Annotated in this window: 10 protein-coding genes; 4 read left to right on the forward strand and 6 right to left on the reverse strand. The window is 63.8% G+C overall.

Features of this window, described 5'->3' with window-relative positions:
* Window positions 1-163: 163 nt before the first annotated feature.
* Both C8D04_RS02895 and C8D04_RS02900 read right to left on the reverse strand, forming a co-directional pair.
* On the reverse strand, window positions 164-523 hold the full coding sequence (locus C8D04_RS02895; RefSeq protein ID WP_116003523.1) for an FKBP-type peptidyl-prolyl cis-trans isomerase: 360 nt from the start codon (window positions 521-523) through the stop codon (window positions 164-166).
* Between the two features lie 212 nt (window positions 524-735).
* Window positions 736-1,041 (reverse strand): winged helix-turn-helix transcriptional regulator, encoded by a 306-nt coding sequence (locus C8D04_RS02900; RefSeq protein ID WP_116003524.1) that lies wholly within the window; start codon window positions 1,039-1,041, stop codon window positions 736-738.
* A gap of 263 nt (window positions 1,042-1,304) precedes the next feature.
* On the opposite strand from C8D04_RS02900, the gene C8D04_RS02905 reads away from it, so the two are divergent.
* A complete protein-coding gene (locus C8D04_RS02905; protein WP_116003525.1) occupies window positions 1,305-2,528 on the forward strand; it encodes a CaiB/BaiF CoA-transferase family protein in 1,224 nt (407 codons plus the stop codon).
* Window positions 2,529-2,667: 139 nt separating this feature from the next.
* On the opposite strand, the gene rpoD is transcribed toward C8D04_RS02905, so the two are convergent.
* Together rpoD and dnaG are read right to left on the reverse strand one after the other, a co-directional pair.
* Window positions 2,668-5,031, reverse strand: a complete 2,364-nt coding sequence (gene rpoD / locus C8D04_RS02910; protein WP_116003526.1) for an RNA polymerase sigma factor RpoD — start codon at window positions 5,029-5,031, stop codon at window positions 2,668-2,670.
* A 253-nt stretch (window positions 5,032-5,284) separates the two neighbouring features.
* On the reverse strand, window positions 5,285-7,231 hold the full coding sequence (gene dnaG, locus C8D04_RS02915; RefSeq protein WP_116003527.1) for a DNA primase: 1,947 nt from the start codon (window positions 7,229-7,231) through the stop codon (window positions 5,285-5,287).
* A 57-nt stretch (window positions 7,232-7,288) separates the two neighbouring features.
* Between dnaG and C8D04_RS02920 the strand changes: the two genes are divergently transcribed.
* From C8D04_RS02920 to C8D04_RS02930, 3 genes are read left to right on the forward strand one after another with little or no spacing between them, the layout of a single operon-like run.
* Window positions 7,289-8,356 carry an extracellular solute-binding protein gene (locus tag C8D04_RS02920; RefSeq protein WP_347708406.1) on the forward strand — a complete coding sequence of 356 codons (1,068 nt, stop codon included), beginning with the start codon at window positions 7,289-7,291 and terminating at the stop codon, window positions 8,354-8,356.
* A 3-nt stretch (window positions 8,357-8,359) separates the two neighbouring features.
* Complete coding sequence (locus C8D04_RS02925) at window positions 8,360-10,060, forward strand: diguanylate cyclase (protein WP_116003529.1); 1,701 nt, start codon at window positions 8,360-8,362, stop codon at window positions 10,058-10,060.
* A gap of 27 nt (window positions 10,061-10,087) precedes the next feature.
* A complete protein-coding gene (locus C8D04_RS02930) occupies window positions 10,088-11,734 on the forward strand; it encodes an acyl-CoA synthetase (protein WP_116003530.1) in 1,647 nt (548 codons plus the stop codon).
* A gap of 102 nt (window positions 11,735-11,836) precedes the next feature.
* Here C8D04_RS02930 and C8D04_RS02935 read toward each other — a convergent pair whose 3' ends face one another.
* Both C8D04_RS02935 and C8D04_RS02940 read right to left on the reverse strand, forming a co-directional pair.
* Window positions 11,837-13,663 (reverse strand): gamma-glutamyltransferase family protein, encoded by a 1,827-nt coding sequence (locus C8D04_RS02935; RefSeq protein WP_116003531.1) that lies wholly within the window; start codon window positions 13,661-13,663, stop codon window positions 11,837-11,839.
* A 160-nt stretch (window positions 13,664-13,823) separates the two neighbouring features.
* A complete protein-coding gene (locus C8D04_RS02940; RefSeq protein ID WP_116003532.1) occupies window positions 13,824-15,374 on the reverse strand; it encodes an alkaline phosphatase D family protein in 1,551 nt (516 codons plus the stop codon).
* Between the last annotated feature and the right edge of the window lie 27 nt (window positions 15,375-15,401).

The following is a 15,401-nucleotide window of genomic DNA, read 5'->3' on the forward strand; positions in this document are numbered from 1 at the left end:
TGCGGTGCCCGCAGCCCTTGAAACCGGCGTGGCCGAAGCCAGTGACCGCCGCGCAAGGGCCGCCAGCAATCCTCGGTACGGGCGCTGGCGGTGTCCCCCTTCCCGCATCGCGCAGCGAAGCGAGAGAAGGGGAAGGCGCGAAGCGCCGCAGGGGGTATTTAGTTCAGCGCCCGGTTTTGAGCAATTCCACGTCGAACTTCAGCGTCGCATTGGGGGGAATCACGCCGCCTGCGCCGCGTGCGCCGTAGCCCAGTGCTGCCGGAATGATCAGGGTGCGCTGGCCACCAATCTTCATGCCCTGCACGCCTTCGTCCCAGCCCTTGATGACCATGCCAGCGCCCAGGCCGAACACGAAGGGATCGTTGCGGTCGCGGCTGGAATCAAACTTGGCGCCTTGCAAGCCGTCGTTGTAGAGCCAGCCGGTGTAGTGCACCGTGACCTGTTGGCCCTTGGCCGCCTCGGCGCCTTCGCCCACGGTGGTGTCTTCGTATTGCAGGCCGGAGGCAGTGGTGGTGAATGCCATGGTGATTTCCTTTTATAAGCTATAAAAATAATAGCTTCCAGCGCTTTATGGTATTGCGTTGGAGGCCAATTTCTTTCAAAGTCCCTGGTGAGCAGGGCAGAGCGTTTGCCTTATTCCGTTTCCAAATCATTCGTGTCTCGGCGCGAAGCCGCAGGCAGTGCTGCAGTACGACAAGGCGCAGCAACAACGACACGGATGATTTAGAAATGGAATTATTTTTTGGCGCGGTTGGCCGCCCAGCGGTTGGCAAAGGCCTGCACATCGCTCAGCCGCTTGAGCAGGTCGCTGCCCGACGCGGTGACGGCATAGCCATCGCTGCCATGGTCGATCAGGCCGGCCTCGCGCAGTTCCTTGATGCGGGTGTTGAGCGTGTTGGGTGTGATGCCACCCACGCTGTCTTGCAGCAGCCGGAAGGTTTGCGGATGGCCATCGCGCAGCGCCCACAGCACGCGCAGGGCGTACCGGCACTCAAGCCGCTCGAACAATTGGAAAATGGCGACGTTTTCTTTGGAGCTCATGAGGCTTCTCCTAGCGCATGAAGGGATGGGTGGCGGTGCGGTGCCTTGTGGCGGGGCGCGTGGGGCACTATAGCGCCGAACCGTATTTGCTACAAGTTTAATAGCTCCAAACGCATGCCAGCGGCGCATGCATGGGAGAAAGCTGCACAAGCCATACAAGTGTTGCAACTCTGCCACGAATTGCTCTGGCATCATCCCGGTGCCCGCCGTGGCGGGCTGTATCGGCCTGCGCTTGAGCGGCAGGTGCTTTTGAAGGAATTTTCATGACAGCTTCACACAGCGCCACTGCGGCAACGCCCAGCCCGGCGCTGCCGCTGAGCGGCCTGCGCGTGGTCGAGTTCTCGCACATGGTCATGGGCCCCACCTGCGGCATGGTGCTGGGCGACCTGGGGGCCGAGGTCATCAAGGTCGAGCCCATTGAGGGCGACCGCACGCGCCACCTGCTGGGGGCAGGGGCGGGGTTTTTTCCACTCTTCAACCGCAACAAGAAAAGCATTGCCATCGACCTGCGCCACCCGCAGGGCATGGCCGTGGCGCAAAAGCTGGCCGCGTCGGCCGACGTGGTGCTGCAGAACTTCAAGCCCGGGTCTCTCGCCAAGTACGGGCTGGACTACGCCGCACTCAGCGCAGTGAACCCGCGCCTTATCTACGTCAACCACACCGGTTTCTTGCCTGGCCCCTACGAGCACCGCACCGCGCTGGACGAGGTGGTGCAGATGATGGGCGGCCTGGCCTACATGACCGGCCGCCCGGGCGACCCGCTGCGCGCAGGCTCCAGCGTGAACGACATCATGGGCGGCATGTTTGGCGCCATCGGTGCCATGGCCGCACTCATGCAGCGCGGCATTACCGGGCGCGGGCAGGAGGTGGATTCGGCCCTGTTCGAGAACAACGTCTTCCTCGTCGGCCAGCACATGCTGCAGTACGCCGTCACCGGCCAGCCCGCCGCGCCCATGCCCGAGCGCATTTCGTCCTGGGGCCTGTACGACGTGTTCAGTGTGAAGGATGGCGAGCAGATCTTCTTGGCCGCGGTGAGCGATGCGCAGTGGAACACCTTTTGCGATGCGCTGGGCTTTGCCGACCTCAAGGCCGACCCGCAGCTGGCCACCAACAACGACCGCGTGCGCCAGCGTGCCACGATGCTCCCCGAGCTGCGCAGCCGCCTGGCAACGCGTTCGGCGGCCGAACTCTCCGACCTGTTCGAGCGCAACGGCCTGCCGTATGCACCCATCGTGCGGCCCGAGCAGCTCTACGACGACCCGCACCTCAACGCCACGGGCGGCCTGGCCGACATCACCCTGCCCGACGGCGAGCGCGCCGGGCAGACTGCGCGCACTACCTTGTTCCCGCTGCGCATGGACGGCCAGCGCCTGGGCGTGCGGCTGCAGCCGCCGGTGCTGGGCGCACACACGCAGGAGCTTTTGTCGCAGCTGGGGTATGCACTTGAGGATGTGGAGTCGCTGCGCGCAGCCGCCGCGGTTCGTTAATGGCGATTTGATTTGCTATTTATGTGATAGCTGCTCGCACCCGCTGTCTATGCGTTGGAGCCATAAATTCCTGAAAACCAAAACAAAAGCGCCTGCCTCCGTAAGGAGACAGGCGCTTTTAGCCTGACTCAATCAGGTGTCAGAGCGAATCGATAAAGCTGCGTAGCTTGTCTGAGCGGCTGGGGTGCTTGAGCTTGCGCAGCGCCTTGGCCTCGATCTGGCGGATGCGTTCGCGCGTTACGTCGAACTGCTTGCCCACTTCTTCCAGCGTGTGGTCGGTAGACATCTCGATGCCAAAGCGCATGCGCAGTACCTTGGCTTCACGCGGTGTCAGGCCGTCGAGGATGTCTTTGACGACATCGCGCAGGCCCGCCTGCATGGCGGCGTCGATGGGGGCGGTGTTGGCACCGTCCTCGATGAAGTCGCCCAGGTGGCTGTCGTCGTCGTCGCCGATGGGGGTTTCCATCGAGATCGGCTCCTTGGCGATCTTCATGATCTTGCGGATCTTGTCCTCGGGGATCTCCATCTTCTCGGCCAGCACGGACGCATCGGGCTCGAAGCCAAACTCTTGCAGGTGCTGGCGCGAGATGCGGTTCATCTTGTTGATGGTTTCGATCATGTGCACCGGGATGCGGATGGTGCGCGCCTGGTCGGCGATCGAGCGCGTGATGGCCTGGCGGATCCACCACGTGGCGTAGGTCGAGAACTTGTAGCCGCGGCGGTATTCGAACTTGTCCACCGCCTTCATCAGGCCGATGTTGCCTTCCTGGATCAGGTCGAGGAATTGCAGGCCACGGTTGGTGTACTTCTTGGCAATCGAGATCACTAGGCGCAGGTTGGCCTCGATCATCTCCTTCTTGGCGTCGCGCGAGGTGGCTTCGCCCTCGTTCATGCGCTTGTTGATGCCCTTGAGCTCGGCCAGCGGCACCACCACGCGCGCTTGCAGGTCCATCAGTTTTTGCTGCAGGTCCTGGATGGGCGGAATGTTGCGGCCCATCACCGTGCTCCAGGGCTTGCCAGCGGTTGCCTGCTTTTCGACCCACTTGAGGTTGATCAGGTTGGCAGGGAAGTCCTTGATGAAGGTTTCCTGCGGCATGCCGCACTTGTCCACGATGATGCGGCGCAGTTCACGCTCTTTTTTGCGCACGTCGTCGACCTGGCCGCGCACCATGTCGCACAGCTTTTCGATGGTTTTGGCGGTGAAGCGGATGGTCATCAGCTCGGCGGACAGGGCGCTTTGCGCCTTGACATACGCTGGTGTGCCATAGCCTTCCTTGTCGTAGATCTTGTGGACCTTCTCGAACAGCTCGCGCATCCTGTCGAAACGGCGCAGCGCTTCATTTTTGAGTTCTTCGAGCTTTTTCGTCAGGGCTTTGCTGCCGCCCTTGCCGTCGTCGTCGTCTTCTTCGTCGAACTCGTCAAAGTCTTCCTCGGCCACGTAGTCGTCGGCCTCGTTGGGGTTGGAGAAACCGTCAACGATGGTCGTGATGACAACCTTGCCTTCGCGGATGTCCTCGCCCATGTTGAGGATTTCGGCAATCGTGGCCGGGGATGCACTGATGGCTTCCATCATGGCCATCAGGCCGCCTTCGATGCGCTTGGCGATTTCGATTTCGCCTTCGCGGGTGAGCAGCTCGACCGTACCCATCTCGCGCATGTACATGCGCACGGGGTCGGTCGTGCGGCCAAACTCGCTGTCCACGGTAGACAGGGCGGCTTCGGCGGCTTCTTCGGCTTCTTCTTCGGTAGATGCGGTCTGGGCGGTGTTGGTGACCAGAAGCTGCTCGGCGTCGGGCGTTTGCTCGTACACCGCCACGCCCAGGTCGTTGAGCATCGAAATCACGACTTCCAGCGTTTCCTGGTCCACCAGCTTGTCGGGCAGGTGGTCGGAAATTTCGCCGTGCGTGAGGTAGCCGCGCGTTTTGCCCAGCTTGATCAGGGTCTTGAGGCGCGAACGGCGCTTGGCCATGTCTTCTTCGGACAGGACGGTTTCGTCCAGGCCGAATTCCTTCATCAAGGCGCGTTCCTTCGCCTTGCTGATTTTCATGCGCAGGGGTTTGACCTTTTCGACCGTGGCCGTTGTCTCGGTGCTTTCCTCGACTTCGCCTTCCAGGTCGGATTCGATGTCGGACAGATCGGCGTCGTCGCTATCGACCGATTCAGCGCCGGCCTTGGGTTTGCGTCCGCGCTTGGCCGGGGCTTTGGTCGTGGCGTCACCTGCGGTTTTGGCAGGGCGGCCCGGGCGTTTTTTGGGCGTTTCGGTTGCGTCGGCTTCCACCGCGGTCTTGGCGCGGGTGGTCTTGGTTTCTTCGGTAGCGGTTGTCTTGGCGGAAGGCTTGGTCACGGGCACAGTTTTGGCTTTCTTGACCACCGGGGCCACTGCGGCGCTCTTCTTGGCGGGCGTTGCAGTCTTGGTTGGTGGTTTCTTGGCAGTTGCGGAAGCGGCCTTGGCGGCGGTGCCGGGGGTGGACTTGGGCGACTTCGCGGGCTTTTGAGCGGGCATGGACAACCTCAGAATCAAAAAGGAAACAAAGAAAACGCAAGCGCCACGGATTCCGGCGCGGGAGATACGGCAAAGGCAGAGCCTTTGCGGTTCGAGGGGTAAACCCTTAAAGGCAAGATGTCTGGGCGAACATTTGGAGTGCAGTCCTTGCGGTATGTTGGGCGGTTGTGCGTGTGTGTCACGGTGGCCCGGCCCGGAGGTGCTGCTGTCGCTCTTGCCGATCAACCCTAAATTATACCAAGAGCAGGAAATTTCAAGACGGGCTGCCCATTTTTGTTTGCAAGGCGTTACGTTTTTGTTCCAGTGTGCGGTAGCGCTCGAGCGCACTCGGGTCTTGGGTTGCCTGCGCGATCAACGTCTTTTGCTGTTCCTTGATGTCGTCGATCAGCATGCGGTCGAGCAGGTCGCGCAGCTCCAGGCGTAATTCCTGCAGGTCACCCTCGGTCTGGGCGTGTGACCCGGTCATCACCTTCTGTGCCAGGTCTTCGCAGGCATGGCCCCGCAGGCTCTCGCGCAGCACGGCCCAGGGCTGGGCGCCCTGGTTGTGGAACTGGTCTTCCAGCCAGGCGAAGAGCAGGCCATGGGGTGCGGGCTGGGCGCATAGCACAGCGTGGTCCTCATGGCCCAGGTGCTCGAGAAAATCCATGTGGGACAGCAGCAGCCGCGCGGCGTGATCGATGCGGCCTGTGGCGGGGCTGCGCGGCATGCGGGGCTGGGGCGGCCAGGGGCTGGCGTTTTTGCGGGGCCCGCGGCTGTTTTTCCAATCGCCGCTCTTGCGTCCGGTGGGCTTTCCATAGCCTGCGTCGCTGGGTGCAAACCAGCCTGCATCGGGGGGCGGGTTGTCCCAGTGAGGGGCGTCGCTCGCTGTCGCGGCAGGGCGTCGGGTTGCTTCGTGTGCATGGGCTTGTTGCCACAGGTCGGACAGGTCGCGCACGTCGAGTTGCGCCAGTTCTGCCAGTTCGCCCAGCAGTTGCCGCTTGAGTGCGCCGTCGGGCAGCAGGCTCCACAAGGGGCGTGCGTTGCTCGCCATGTGGGCTCGCCCTTCGGTGGTGCCCAGGTCGCAGCCCTCGCTGGCGGCATCGACCAGGAAACGGCTCAGGGGCACGGCATCGCCGATCAGGCGGGCGAAGGCGTCACTGCCATGGGCGCGCACAAAGCTGTCCGGGTCGTGCTCGGGGGGCAAGAAAAGAAACTTGATGCTGCGTGTGTCGCTGGCATGGGGCAGGGCGCCGTCGAGTGCCTTGCGGGCGGCGCGGCGGCCCGCATTGTCGCCATCGAAGCTGAACACCACTGCCTCCGTAAAGCGCAGGAGTTTTTGCACATGGTCGGGGGTGCAGGCGGTGCCCAGGGTGGCCACTGTGTTGGGAAAACCCAGCTGTGCCAGCGCCACCACGTCCATGTAGCCCTCGGTCACCAGCGCGTAGCCCTGTTCCCGGATGGCGGTACGCGCCTCGAACAGGCCATACAGTTCGCGCCCCTTGTGGAATACCGGGGTTTCGGGGGAGTTGAGGTATTTGGGCTTGTCGTCGCCCAGCACCCGCCCGCCAAAGCCGATGCATTCGCCTTTGACGTTGCGGATGGGAAACATCACCCGGTCGCGAAAACGGTCGTAGCGCTTGTCGCCGTCGTCCGCGTTGACGATGACGAGCCCGCTTTCTTCGAGCAGCGGGTCGTCGTATTGGGGAAACACGCTGGCCAGGTTGCGCCAGCCCTCGGGTGCATAGCCCAGCCCGTAGCTGCGGGCCACTGCGCCGGAGACTCCGCGCGCCTTGAAATAGGCAATGGCCCGCTGGGATACGCGCAATTGGCCACGGTAGGCCTGGGCGGCCTTTTCCAGCACATCGGTGAGCGTGGCCTGCTTTTGCCGCGCGGCGGCGGCGCGTTCTTTTTCCTGGGGCGATACGTCATCGTCCGGAACCTGTAAACCAGCTTGCTGTGCCAAGTCCTGAACGGCCTCGACAAAGCCCATGCCGGCGTGTTCCATGAGAAAACCGATGGCATTCCCGTTCTTGCCGCAGCCAAAACAATGGTAGAACTGCTTGGATGGGCTGACGCTGAAAGAAGGGGATTTTTCGCCATGGAAGGGACACAGTCCCATGAAGTTGGCGCCGCCTTTTTTCAGCGGAACGTAGCGGCCGACGATCTCTACCACGTCAACGCGCGCAAGCAGTTCCTGGATAAAAGACTGAGGGATCGTCACCCGGCTATTGTCCGCGTAAACTTGTCGTTGCTTATGGTTACACCCCAAGGACTGTGCATGTCGTTGAACGCGATCCGGATGCGGTGCTGGTGGGTTTTGCCCGTTTGGATGGCGTTGGTGTGGGCCTTGCTGGCGGGCTCGGCGCAGGCGGCGCCCACCACCTTGCGGGTGCTGACCTGGTCTGGCTATGCCGACCCGGACCTGGTGGCGGTGTTTGAAAAACGCCATGGCGTGCGGGTAGAGGTCACCATTGTGGGGTCGGACGATGTTTTGCGCGCCAAACTGGCAGACACCAAGGCGCCGGCCTTTGATGTGGTGGCCGCCAATACGGTCGAGATCGCCCGTTTTGTGGAACTGCAGCAACTGGCGCCCCTGCCCATGGCCGACATTCCCAATGCGGCGCGGCAACTGCCCCGTTTTCGCCAGCTTGATGCCATTGCCGGTATCACGCGGCAAGGGCTGGTGTATGCACTGCCCTATACCTATTCCGAGATGGGGCTGATCTATGACCGCCAGCAGTTGCCAGAGCCCCCCGATTCGGTGGCCGTACTGTGGGACCCGCGCTGGCAAGGGCGCGTGCTTGCTTTTGACGGCAGTAGCCATGCTTTTTCGCTGGCGGCCCTGCACCAGGGAATGTCCCCTTTTCGCGTGGACCCGGCGCAGTGGGGTGCCGTGTCACGGGACTTGGTCGCGCTGCGCCGCAACCTGCTGTCGTTCTACAACCTGCCCGAAGAGTCGCTGGACCTGTTCCGCCGGCATGGGGTGGCGGTGATGCATGCCAACTATGGCCAGCAGCAACTCAAGCTGTTCCGGGACGCCGGGCTGGATGTCGGCTATGTGGTGCCCCGCGAGGGAGCGCTGGCATGGCTCGATTGTTGGGCTATTTCCAGCCGCTCCAGGCAGCAGGCCCTGGCTGCGCAGTGGATCAACTACATGCTTGAGCTGCAGGTGGGCCGTGAACTGACGCGCCGCCAGGGGCTGGCCAATACGCTGGAAGAACCAGAAGCGCTGGCGGGAGACGCTGTGAAGGGGCCCATCCTTTGGCTGGAGCCTGTGGGAGATGCCGAGCGGCGGCAAAGGCTGTGGCAGCGCATTGTCTCGGGCGACCGGCCCGAAAGGTTCTGACGCATGCGCTGGACCATCGGTTTTCGCCTGGGGCTGCTGCTGGCTGGTTTCAGCATCATTGCGGCGTTGTTGGTGGGTTATTTCACCTTTGTGGCAGGCCGCGACGTGCTCAACGACCGGGCTCGCAGCTCTCTGTTGGTGGCCACGCAGATTCTGACGCAACATATGCAGACCGGGTTTGGCAGCGTGGCGCGCGACACGGCCATGCTGGCATCCCTGGTGGCGCAAACCCAGGCCGTCGTTGCACCGGGCGATGTGCATGCGCAGGTGCTGGAAAGGGACCGGCTTGCCAGCGCCTTCAAGGCCATGCTGGTGGCGCGGCCTTCGTACCTGCAGATCCGGTGGATCAGCGCGCAAGACCACGGCCTGGAACTCGTGCGCGTGGAGCGTTCCGGTATGGGGCTGGTGCGCGTGGAGGGCGATGCGCTGCAGGAAAAAGCCCATTTCCCGTTCGTTTTCGAAACGCTGAAGCTCGATGCCAACTCCATTTATATGTCCGAGTTTGGTCTCAACCATGAAGGTGGTGCAGACCAGGGCACGGAGCAGCCAGTGTTCAACATGGCGGCCAATGTCGTGCAGGACGGGCGCGTGCTGGGCGTGGTCGTCATCCGGGTGGCTGCTGGCGGGTTTTTTGCCAACTTCAGCGCAGGCCTTCCGCCGCCCTATGCTTTTTACCTGACCAACCGCTGGGGCGATTTTTTGGCGCATTCCGATCGGCAGCAGACCTATGGGTTTGATCGCGGGCAACGCATTCTGGCGCAGGAAAGCATGCCCGGGATTGGGCAAATTCTTCAGGGAGAAAGCCGCCAGGTGGTGTTGGAGCATTTGGGCAATGATGGCAACCCCCAGGTGCTGGCTTTTGTGCGCATGCCGTTGGGGTTTCAGGAAGATGGCCGGTTTTTGGTCGTGGGCTTGTCGCAGCCCATGGCTGTGATCCAGAGCGACGTGGGCGGGTTGGGGCAGAGCATTCTCAAAGTGCTGCTGGCGCTGTGCCTGGCAGGGGTGCTGCTGGCGGCCTGGGTGTCCCGTGTGGTGACCGGGCCACTGCAGGCGGTGGTGCGGGCGACCCGGGCGTTTTCGCAGGGGCGCGCGCATGGGGAGCTGCCGGTGCGGCGGCACGATGAACTGGGCGACCTGGCCCGCAGTTTCAGCGACATGGAACAGCAGATCAGCCTGCAGATGGCCGAACTCAATGCCAGCCGCGACGCCATGGAGCACCTGGCTTACCACGACCCCTTGACCGGCCTGCCCAACCGCCGCATGTTTGAGCAGCGGCTGACACAGGCGCTGGAGATGTCGCGGCGCAGCACCCGGCCCTGCGCGTTGTTGTTTGTGGACCTGGATGATTTCAAGCCGATCAACGACAACCTGGGCCATGCGGTGGGCGACGCTGTGCTCAAGGCGACGGCGCGGGTAATTCTGGAGGCGGTGCGCCAGGTGGATACCGTGGCCCGACTGGCCGGCGATGAATTTACCGTGCTGTGCGAGAACGTCGATTCTGAAGCCGCCGCCGAGCAGATTGCCCTCAAGCTGCAGCAGGCCTTTGAGCAGCCACTGGATATCCAGGGCACACCCTATGCCGTGCGCGCCAGTGTGGGCCTCAGTTTGTTCCCGCGCGATGCGCAGGATGCCCATACCCTGCTGGCCAGCGCCGACGCTGCCATGTACCGGGTCAAAATGAACCGCCGCAATGGCCTGTCCTAAAGTCACATTTCCTCCTGAGCACTACCCATGACTTCCATCTTTGACCAGAACCTGCCCCGCAATGCGGCCAACTTTGCGCCCCTGTCGCCCCTGGGCTTCATCGAGCGTACGGCCGAGGTGTACCCGGAACGCCTGGCCATCGTGCACGGCAGCTTGCGCCAGACCTGGGCGCAAACCTATGCCCGCTGCCGCCAGCTGGCCAGCGCCCTGCAGCGCAGCGGCATTGGCAAGAACGATACCGTGGCCGTCATGCTGCCCAACACCCCGCCCATGGTGGAGGCGCACTTTGGGGTGCCCATGGCGGGCGCGGTACTCAACGCCATCAATACCCGGCTGGATCCGGAGACCGTCGCCTTCATGCTGGACCACGGCGAGGCCAAGGCCGTGATCGTGGACCCGGAGTTCACCCCCGTCATGGCCAAGGCCCTGGCCCTGCGCCAAAGCACGGCGCCGCTGCTGGTGATCGATGTGGAGGATGCCCTGTATGGCCCAGCCAGCCAAACACTGGGCAGCACCACCTACGAAGCTTTTCTGGCCACGGGGGATGCCCGGTTCGCCTGGGAGTTGCCGGGCGACGAGTGGGATGCCATTGCGCTCAACTACACCAGTGGCACCACGGGCAACCCCAAGGGCGTCGTCTACCACCACCGGGGCGCGGCGGCCAACGCCATCAGCAACGTGCTGGAGTGGGACATGCCCAAGCACGCGGTGTACCTGTGGACGCTGCCCATGTTCCATTGCAACGGCTGGTGCTTTCCGTGGACGGTGGCGGCGCGCGCGGGTGTCAACGTGTGCCTGCGCCGTGTGGATGCGCAGTCGATTTTTGACGCCATGCGTAACCACGGCGTCACGCATTACTGCAGTGCGCCCATCGTGCACGGCCTGCTCGTCAACGCACCCGAGGCCATGAAGACGGGTGTCCCCGCGGGTATCCAGGCCATGGTGGCGGGCGCTGCACCACCGGCTTCCATGATCGAAGGCATGGAGAAGATGGGGTTCGACCTGACCCATGTCTACGGCCTGACCGAGGTATATGGCCCCGCCACGGTGTGCGCCAAGCATGCCGCCTGGGATGCACTGGACATTGGTGAGCGCGCCCGGCTCAATGCCCGCCAGGGTGTGCGCTACCACCTGGAGCGCGATGTGCGCGTGCTCAACCCCGAAACCATGCAGCCCGTGCCACAGGACGGCGAAACCATGGGTGAGATCATGTTCAAGGGCAACATCGCCATGAAGGGTTACCTGAAGAACCCGCAGGCGACCGAAGAAGCGTTTGCCGGTGGCTGGTTCCACAGCGGCGACCTGGCCGTGCAATACCCCGATGGCTACATCAAGATCAAGGACCGCAGCAAGGACATCATCATCTCGGGCGGCGAGAACATCTCGTCCATCGAAGTGGAAGACGTGCTTTACCGCCACCCCGACGTGCTCGCCGCTGCCGTGGTGGCGCGGCCCGATGCCAAGTGGGGTGAAACGCCGTGCGCCTTCGTTGAACTGAAATTGGGCGCGCAAACCACGCCGGAAGACATCGTGGCGCACTGCAAGAAACACCTGGCTGGCTTCAAGGTGCCGCGTGCGGTGGTAATGGGCGAGTTGCCCAAGACCAGCACCGGCAAGATCCAGAAGTTTGAATTGCGCAAGCGCGCCGGGTCGGCTGACGCCATTGATGTCTGACCCGCCCTGCACGGCCGTGCTGGGCGTGCAGGGGTTTTTTGCTATTTTGTTTGTAGCTGCTAGCGCTTAATTATCAAGCGCTGGAGCCTGTTTTTATTAAAATTAATCACCCATGACCACACCCTCGCGCCGGGGGTCTGCACCGCCCAGCCACAGGGTTTTGCCATGGGCCTGGCCGCGGGTAATGACCTGCAGGCCGCTGGTCATGTTCATCTCGCGCACCTCGGCGCCGCGCTCGCGCAGCGCTTGCACGGTGGCCGCAGGAAAGCGGTTTTCCTCCAGCAGCGAGGGGCCGTTGAGTGACCCAAAGTTGGGCAGGTCGATGGCCTTTTGTGGGGTCAGCCCCCAGTTGAGCACGCCGTACAGGGTCTTGGCCGTGTAGTGGATGATGAGCGCGCCACCCGGGCTGCCCCCGCTCATCAGCACCTGGCCCGTGGCCTTGTCGAGCACCAGCGTGGGCGCCATGGACGAGCGGGGGCGCTTGCCAGGCTGCACACGGTTGGCAATGGGCTGGCCTTGCGCGTCGGTGGGGGCAAAGCTGAAGTCGGTCAGCTCGTTGTTCAGCAAAAAGCCCCCGCTGCGGGCCGTGTTGGTGGTCACCATCTGCCGGGAGCCAAAGGCGTCTTCGATGGTGGTCGTCATGGCCAGTGCGTTGCCCTGGCTGTCCACAATGCTGATGTGGCTGGTGCCGTATTCGGGCTGCTCGGGCATGGGGGCCTGGCTGGTTTTGAGGGCGCCGGGTGTGCCGGGCTGCGCCACTTTCATGCTTTGCGCGCCTATCAGCGCGGCGCGTTCGGCCAGGTAGGCAGGGTCGAGCAGGCTCATCCAGCTGCCGCCCGGGGGCTGCACAAAGTCGGGGTCGGCCACGTACAGGGCGCGGTCAGCAAAAGCCAGGCGCGAGGCCTCGGTGTACAGGTGCAGCCACTGGTGTGATGGCAGGCCCTGGTCCAGCGGCAGGGTGGCGGCCTGGGTCTGGTTCAGGATGCCCAGGATTTGCCCGATGGCAAGGGCGCCTGAGCTGGGCGGTGGAAAGCCGCAAAGCAGATAGTCGTGGGCGCGGGCGCGGTAGTCGTGGCACAGCGCCTCGCGCTTTTTGGGCTGGTAGCCCGCCAGGTCGGCCAAAGAGAGCTGGCCGGGGTTGCTGGGGTGTTTACGCACTTTATCGACGATGGCCTGGGCCAGCGGCCCTTCGTGCAGCGCGCGGCTGCCTTCGGTGGCAATGTTGTGCAGAACGGCGGCCAGTTCGGGGTTCTTCAGCACATGGCCCACGGGCCAGGGCTTTCCGCTAGCGTCATAGAAATACGCTGCCGCCACGGGGTCCTTCGACAGATATTTTTCATTCGCCAACAGGGTGTGCAGCCGTGGGCTGACCTTGAAACCGCTTTTGGCCAGCACGATGGCGGGCTGGAACAGGGCGGCCCAGGGCATCTTGCCGTGCGCGCGGTGGGCCATTTCCAGCATGCGCAGGGTGCCGGGCACACCGACCGAGCGGCCGCCTACCACGCCATCATGGAAAGCCATGGGCTTGCCGTTGGCATCGAGGAAAAGTTTTTCGTCCGCGCTGGTGGGCGCAGTTTCGCGGCCATCGTAGGCTTCGATCGATTGGCCATCAGAGTGCAGCAGGAAGGCGCCACCGCCAATACCGCTCGATTGGGGTTCCACCAGGGTGAGCACCATCTGCACGGCGATGGCGGCGTCAATGGCCGAGCCACCAGCCTTGAGGACCTGGTAGCCCGCATCGGTCGCCAGCGGGTTGGCGGCCGCAACGGCAAATTGGGCTGTGGCCCAGCCGGGTTTCTCGGTGTAGCCCGAGGCGCCCTCAGGCTGTGCGGGAACGGTGTAGTGCAAAGCGGGGGTGCTGGCGCAGCCCGCCAGCCAGGCAGCGGTGGCCAGCAGGCCGATACGAAACGCGGGGATGCAGTGGGGCATGGCAATCTCCAGAGATCAAGGCGAGGCAGCCATGGTAAACGCCACTGTGGCGCTATGCCCAACGGGGGATGGCGTTATCCAAAAAGTTCAGTGTTTTTGGCCTCTGAGGCTTTGAGGGCAAGCGCTAAAAGCTATAAAAATAATAGCAATTTGTACGGCTTCATCCGTCTTGTCGAGGCCCGGGCTTGCCGTCTTGCACCACAAAGCGCGCCAGGGTGTGGACGCCGCTGTCCTCGCGCAGTGGGTCGTCCACGCAGCGCAGGGTGGTGGTCCAGCGTGCCGGGGTCAGGTCGGCCAGGCCATAGCCGCGCTGGTCGCAGCGTGCCAGCAGAACATGGGGGTTGTGGCGGGCCACGGCATCGACTTTCTGTTGCGTGGTGCCCGAGCGTGAAGAAATGGAGGTGCCGCAGAACTCGCTGGCCAGTGTGGGCCCGTCTGGCCGGTCGGGGTGGGCGGGAACGCGGCAGACGTAGTTCTGGTGGATGTCGCCGCCCAGCAGCACGGTATTGCGCGGTGCATGGCGCTCTATGGCGTTCAGCAGGCGCTGGCGTGCGGCGGGGTAGCCGTCCCAGGTGTCGGTCGAGCGCAGTCCCGATGGGTAGTGGCGTGGGGAGAAGAGGGTGGTTTGCGCCAGCACGCTCCAGCGCGCCTGGGTGTGTGCGTCGTACGCCAGGCCCTGGTCCAGCCACTTCTCTTGGGTGGTGCCCAGCATGCTGCGGGACGGGTCTTGCAGGGCGGCGCAGTCGTCCGGGCGCACGGCACCCGCGCCGCTCGACCGGGGGCGCCGGCAGGCTTGCAGGTCGCGGTACTGGCGGGTGTCGAGCAGGTGGATGTGGGCCAGCTGTCCCCAGTCCAGGCGGCGGTGCAGCGCAAAACCGCGGGCAGTCAGGCTGGATGCGCGCAGCGGCATGTGCTCGTAAAAAGCCTGCCAGGCCGCACTGCGCAAGGCCAGGAAGGCGGCGGGATCCCCTTTGCCTGCGCTGCCCGCGTAGTCGTTTTGTATTTCGTGGTCGTCCCAGGTCACGGCCCAGGGGCAGCTGGCGTGGGCGGCCTGCAGGTGCGGGTCGCTTTTGTGCAGGGCATGGCGGTCGCGAAAGTCGGCCAGCGTGGTGGCGTGGCGCAGGCTGTGCACGCGCGCCAGGCCTGTGGTGTCGCGGGGCGATGCGTATTCGTAGATGTAGTCGCCCAGGAAGAGCACCAGGTCGGGTGTGTCGGTGCACAGGTGCCGCCAGGCGGCATAGTGGCCGTCTTCCCAGCGCTGGCAAGACGCAAAGGCCAGGCGCAGGTGCCTGGGCATGGCCCCAGGCAAGGGGGCGGTGCGTGTGCGGCCGGTGCGGCTGATGGCATCGCCCAGCATGAAGCGGTAGTAATACCAGCGGTCGGGTTCCAGGCCGGTGAGCTCGACATGCACGCTGTGTCCCAGCGCAGCCAATGCGGGGGCTGTGCCGTGGCGCACGATGCGGCGGAACGCTTCGTCATTGGCCACTTCCCAGCGCACGGTGAGGGTATCGGCCAGGCTGGCGGGGGTGTTGGAGATGCTGGGCAGCAGGCGCGTCCAGAGCACTACGCCCTGGGGCGCAGGCTCGCCACTGGCCACGCCCAGGCCAAAGGGGTTGTGCCGCAGTGTGCTGCCAGCCCATGCCCAGCGGGGCAGGGCGGCCATGGCAGCGGCGTTGCGGGCCAGGTGCAGGAACTGGCGGCGCTGGTGCATGTTGGGGAAGCTGTGCAAGCGTGCCCG

Source organism: Simplicispira sp. 125 (genome assembly GCF_003096555.1).
Classification (GTDB): Bacteria; Pseudomonadota; Gammaproteobacteria; order Burkholderiales; family Burkholderiaceae_C; genus Simplicispira.

What these genes read in the sequence shown, in the direction of transcription:
- C8D04_RS02900 (WP_116003524.1), bottom strand. Translation starts at nt 1,041, where the DNA reads ATGAGCTCCAAAGAAAACGTCGCCATTTTCCAATTGTTCGAGCGGCTT.
- rpoD (WP_116003526.1), bottom strand. Translation starts at nt 5,031, where the DNA reads ATGCCCGCTCAAAAGCCCGCGAAGTCGCCCAAGTCCACCCCCGGCACC.
- C8D04_RS02905 (WP_116003525.1), top strand. Translation starts at nt 1,305, where the DNA reads ATGACAGCTTCACACAGCGCCACTGCGGCAACGCCCAGCCCGGCGCTG.
- C8D04_RS02940 (WP_116003532.1), bottom strand. Translation starts at nt 15,374, where the DNA reads ATGCACCAGCGCCGCCAGTTCCTGCACCTGGCCCGCAACGCCGCTGCC.
- C8D04_RS02930 (WP_116003530.1), top strand. Translation starts at nt 10,088, where the DNA reads ATGACTTCCATCTTTGACCAGAACCTGCCCCGCAATGCGGCCAACTTT.
- C8D04_RS02925 (WP_116003529.1), top strand. Translation starts at nt 8,360, where the DNA reads ATGCGCTGGACCATCGGTTTTCGCCTGGGGCTGCTGCTGGCTGGTTTC.
- C8D04_RS02935 (WP_116003531.1), bottom strand. Translation starts at nt 13,663, where the DNA reads ATGCCCCACTGCATCCCCGCGTTTCGTATCGGCCTGCTGGCCACCGCT.
- C8D04_RS02895 (WP_116003523.1), bottom strand. Translation starts at nt 523, where the DNA reads ATGGCATTCACCACCACTGCCTCCGGCCTGCAATACGAAGACACCACC.
- C8D04_RS02920 (WP_347708406.1), top strand. Translation starts at nt 7,289, where the DNA reads ATGTCGTTGAACGCGATCCGGATGCGGTGCTGGTGGGTTTTGCCCGTT.